Annotated in this window: 4 protein-coding genes; all 4 read right to left on the bottom strand. The window is 42.4% G+C overall.

Annotated features, from left to right (window positions below):
- Positions 1–699 precede the first annotated feature (699 nt).
- Positions 700–1458: a sulfite exporter TauE/SafE family protein gene (locus ACTNES_RS19310; protein WP_291807940.1), complete on the bottom strand. Its 759-nt coding sequence runs from the start codon at positions 1456–1458 to the stop codon at positions 700–702.
- Positions 1459–1460: 2 nt separating this feature from the next.
- A complete protein-coding gene (gene aspS / locus ACTNES_RS19305) occupies positions 1461–3257 on the bottom strand; it encodes an aspartate--tRNA ligase (protein WP_441040427.1) in 1797 nt (598 codons plus the stop codon).
- Between the two features lie 46 nt (positions 3258–3303).
- Positions 3304–4560 (bottom strand): histidine--tRNA ligase, encoded by a 1257-nt coding sequence (hisS, locus tag ACTNES_RS19300; protein WP_216459075.1) that lies wholly within the window; start codon positions 4558–4560, stop codon positions 3304–3306.
- Between the two features lie 85 nt (positions 4561–4645).
- The coding region (locus ACTNES_RS19295) for an HD-GYP domain-containing protein (RefSeq protein ID WP_441040426.1) at positions 4646–4946 on the bottom strand (301 nt) is incomplete at its 5' end.

Genomic DNA, 4946 nt, shown 5'->3' with positions numbered 1-4946 from the left:
ACCTTCTTTCGTAAATGTTGCAAATGTTTGTTTTGGCACTTTCATTATACAACACATGGAATCGAGGTGTCTTTCTTTTATGCAAAATCACGAACTTGCTCATTTATAGTATATTATTAAATCCAGCAGCGAAAATGGATATAATGCAACTGTTACAACTGAGATTACAACTTTTGACAGTGATTCCATTCTGTCTGATTATCAGTCAAGGCTTGATGATTATCTTGCTTCTGCAGATGCCGTCATTGATGGTTCTCAGAAACGATATGAGAAATCTCTGGAATTTCTCCTTGACAGTATTAACAATAATACTGCAACTACTGTCAATGATGTAGATTTTGTCCTTATCAATGATGGGGTTTCCTGGAAACTTCAGGATGAAGGAAATACCCTGGGGGATGCAATCTTTGGGACTTTGACAGATTCCCCGCTTGAGAATTCTCAGGATACCGATTCCAAGGATACTGATTCTCAGAACAACCAAAATGCCCCTAATTCCGATCCATCTACTGACAGCTCCAACAACAGTAACTCCGATAGCGATAGCAACGGTCCTCTCAAAGACTCTCATAATTTAGTATAAAAATTATCTTTCCTATATTTCGGATATCATTCTACTATATCCTTAAGAAAAAATAAAAGAGACATTCTTACACAAATACACGAAAGAATGATCTCTTTTATTTTTTCTTATTCTTTTTACATACCCGTTATGATCTTAACAAACAACAATACTAACACGATCAGAATGATCGGTCTAACAATTTTGTTACCATTCTTCATTACCATACCTGCTCCTACATAATGTCCTGCAATAGAGAAAACAGAAGCTGCAAGTCCCAGGAGCACGATAATTTTACCACTAAAGAGGAAAACAAATAATGCCATTATATTAGAAGAAAGATTTGCCAGTTTCATGGTTCCGGAAGCCTTTGCTACAGGAAGTTTTGCTACTCCTGTATACAAAATCAGGAGAAAGGTACCTGTTCCAGGTCCGTAGAAACCATCATAGCAGCCAACAATAAAAGAACAAACTGCACACAGTAGCCATTGTTTCTTTCTGGAAATATCTACGTTGCTGTTATCGTCCAGGTTTTTCTTCTTCAGTACATAAAACGCAACGACCGGAAGTACCGGGATCAGCATGCCTTTTAAAATTTTATCGCTGGCAAGAAGTGCAAGATGTGCACCGATAAAAGAGCCCACCACTGCCATAGAGACACACGGAAGAGCTACGCCCCAGTCAACAAATTTATTCTTACAAAGACGTGCTGTGGAAATAGCAGTACCTGTCGCAGAAGACAGCTTGTTCGTCGCAATCGCATTGTGCATGGGAACTCCCGCAAGCAAATACGCAGGCAGGGAGATCAAGCCTCCACCGCCTGCGATAGAATCAACAAGTCCTGCAAGGAACACTAACGGGCATACAATCAGAAATGTCTGAATTGTAAGCTCCATCTTTATTCAGTTACTTCCTCCGGTCTTACTTCCAGTTCCAGTTCTTTTAACTGTTCCTCGCTTACGAGGCTCGGGGTCTGAGTCATCAGACAGGAAGCATCTTTTACTTTAGGGAATGCGATTACATCACGAATACTGTCAACTTTAGCCATAAGCATTACCAGACGGTCAAGTCCGTATGCCAATCCAGCGTGAGGTGGAACTCCGTATTTGAATGCATCCAGAAGGAATCCGAACTGTTCGTGGGCAGCTTCTTTTGTGAATCCAAGTGCTTCAAACATTCTCTCCTGAATGTCATCCTGATGGATTCTTACACTACCACCACCGATTTCATTACCGTTTAATACAATATCGTATGCTTTTGCACGAACTTTTCCAGGATCTGTATCCAGAAGCGGAAGGTCCTCTTCCATAAGCATGGTAAATGGATGATGCATTGCTGTGAAACGATTCTCTTCTTCGCTCCACTCAAGAAGCGGGAACTCTGTTACCCATACGAAACGATATTCATTCTTGTCAAGCAGATCCATCTGTTTTGCAAGTTCCAGACGAAGTCCACCAAGTACATCATAAACCAGTTTCTTCTTGTCTGCTGCAAACAGAAGCAAGTCTCCTGGCTTACCATCCATAGCAGCTACCAGAGCGTCCATCTCTTCATCTGTCATGAATTTGGCGAAAGAAGACTTTCTTGTACCGTCTTCAGCGATTGCAATGTATGCAAGACCTTTTGCACCGTAGCCTTTTGCAAATTCAACCAGTTTATCAATCTTCTTACGAGGCATAGCGCCCTGTCCTTCTGCGTTGATACCGCGAACACTGCCGCCATTCTCCAGAGCAGAAGTAAATACACCAAATCCACAGTTCTTAACTACATCACTTACATCATGCAGTTCCATTCCAAAACGCATATCCGGTTTATCGGAACCGAATCTGTCCATAGCTTCCTGCCATGTGATACGCTGGATTGGAAGTTTCACATCAATATCAAGTACTTCTTTGAACAGATATGCAAGGAATCTCTCGTTTACATCGATAACGTCATCAACATCTACGAAAGAGAGTTCCATATCGATCTGTGTGAACTCCGGCTGTCTGTCAGCACGAAGGTCTTCATCACGGAAACATCTTGCAATCTGGATATAACGGTCATAGCCGGAGCACATCAGAAGCTGTTTGTACAGCTGCGGTGACTGTGGCAGACCATAAAAGCTTCCTGGATGAACACGGGATGGTACCAGATAGTCTCTCGCACCTTCCGGTGTACTCTTGCCGAGCATTGGTGTTTCAATTTCAAGGAATCCTTCTTTTGCGAAGAACTGTCTTGCGAGCATCATAACTTTGCTCTTCAGCATAATATTCTTCTGAAGATCCGGTCTTCTTAAGTCAAGATAACGATATTTCAGACGGATTTCTTCTTTTGTCTTGCTGTTTTCTTCGACTGGGAACGGTGGTACCTCTGCCTCAGACAGAACACGAAGAGATTTTACGCGAAGCTCGATCTCACCTGTTGCAAGATTCTTATTAACAGCGCCGCCTCTTTCTTCTACCACACCGGTAACTGCGATTACAAATTCGCTTCTGAGTTTACCGGCTTTTGCAAAACCTTCTTCGTCAATGCTGCCGTTCTCGAAGATCAGCTGCATGATACCGGAACGGTCTCTTAAATCTACAAAGATGATTCCGCCTTTATCACGGGCTTTCTGAACCCATCCCATAAGGACGACTTCTTTGCCGATCATTTCCTTTGTCACTTCTGCACATCGGCATGTTCTGTGCAGTCCCTGCATACTTTCAGCCATGTTTTTTTCCTCTTTTCATGCTTTTCTATATTATTACTTCAAATTATTACATTCTGTCTTTGAAGAACTCTACAAACTCTGTATAACCTTCTGCAGTCATCTGGTCTTTCTGGAATTTCTTGTTCTTCTTCATGATAGAAATGTTGATCTGTGTTCCTGCATTACGCTCTTCCTGAGCCTGTTTCAGGATTGTCAGCATCTTGTCAGCCGGCATGTTCTTCTCAACAAGATATGCTTTCTTGCCATTCTTTGTCGGGATTTCGTAATTTCTCTCAAGGAGAAGCATTACGATTCTCTCGAATCCGATGGAGAAACCACATGCAGATGTATTATTTCCGGTAAATTTACCGATCATCTCATCGTAACGTCCGCCGCCGCCTACGCTGCCGCCGAACTCATCCATGGAAATCTCGAAGATCGGACCTGTATAATAGGACATTCCACGTACCAGAGTCGGATCAAAAGACATCTTGAAGTCTGCTGTCTTAACAGAATCTACAGTAGAAATAATAGTCTCAAGATCCTCAGCGACCTTCGGATCCAGAACGTCTTTTAACTTCTCTTTGCAGTAACGGACACCCTCGATATCAGAAGTGATCTCTTTGAAGAGTCCAAGATAAGTATCAATGCTCTCTTTTGCAAATCCTTCTTTCTCCAGTTCCTCTGCAACACCTTCCAGACCGATCTTGTCCATCTTGTCCAGAATGATAAATACTGTGTCAAAGCTCTCCTGCGGGAATCCGCTGTACTGAGCCATTGCCTTTAAGATCTTTCTGTCATTGATACGAATGGTAAAGTTGTGGAAATCCAGCTTGCCAAGTAAAGTTGTGGTAGCCAGAACCAGTTCGATCTCAGCCAGGTAAGTCGGCTCACCCAGAATATCGATATCGCACTGCATAAACTGACGGAAACGTCCTCTCTGCGGTCTGTCTGCTCTCCATACATTTCCCATCTGAAGTGCCTTGAACGGAGCCGGAAGCTCGTTGGCATTGTTGGAATAATATCTGGAAAGCGGTACTGTCAGGTCGTAGCGGAGTCCGGAATCAACCAGATCACTCTCTGTCTGTGCTTCTGCAAGTTTCAGTTTCTCTCCACGTTTCAGGATCTTGAAGATCAGTTTCTCATTCTCTCCACCCTGTTTGCTGGAAAGGTTCTCAATGTGTTCCACACATGGTGTCTCTATAGATGAAAAACCAAATGTGCCATATGTCTCACGGATCATATTCATTACATAATTACGGATTTCCATCTCTTTTGGTAAAATGTCTTTCATACCGGTTACCGGTTTCTTCTTTAATGCCATGTTGTCCTCCTCTTTTATGGTATTCAACATTACTGATTTATCTCAGTAACATATCAGCCTTATTTTATTTTAGGAAACGGATCATCTACGAAAGCTGTGTTTTATGAAAATTCAATCCATCCCCATTATGAACCACTCTCTGAAATGCAAGAAAAACCTGCATATCAAAATTCTTCACTTCATCGATCATCAGTTCCATGACCGTAGAGAGATCAAATCCCTTTCTGTACGGTCTGTCAGTGATCAATGCTGCATATACATCGCAGACTCTGAGGATCCGTGCGCCTATGGGAATCTCATCCCCTGCTTTATTGGACGGATATCCACTGCCATCATAATTCTCATGATGGTACAGGATACTCTCCAATACAAAGTCCGAGTATCCC

Origin of the sequence: Blautia sp. HCP3S3_D9 (assembly GCF_052063845.1) — a bacterium.
Lineage (GTDB): Bacteria > Bacillota > Clostridia > Lachnospirales > Lachnospiraceae > Blautia_A.
The sequence above is the reverse complement of the archived record's forward strand: the minus strand, read 5'-3'. Positions and strand labels throughout refer to the sequence as shown.

Excerpts from the sequence above, each read along its gene's own strand:
- ACTNES_RS19310 (WP_291807940.1), bottom strand. The coding sequence starts at position 1,458 with ATGGAGCTTACAATTCAGACATTTCTGATTGTATGCCCGTTAGTGTTC.
- hisS (WP_216459075.1), bottom strand. The coding sequence starts at position 4,560 with ATGGCATTAAAGAAGAAACCGGTAACCGGTATGAAAGACATTTTACCA.
- aspS (WP_441040427.1), bottom strand. The coding sequence starts at position 3,257 with ATGGCTGAAAGTATGCAGGGACTGCACAGAACATGCCGATGTGCAGAA.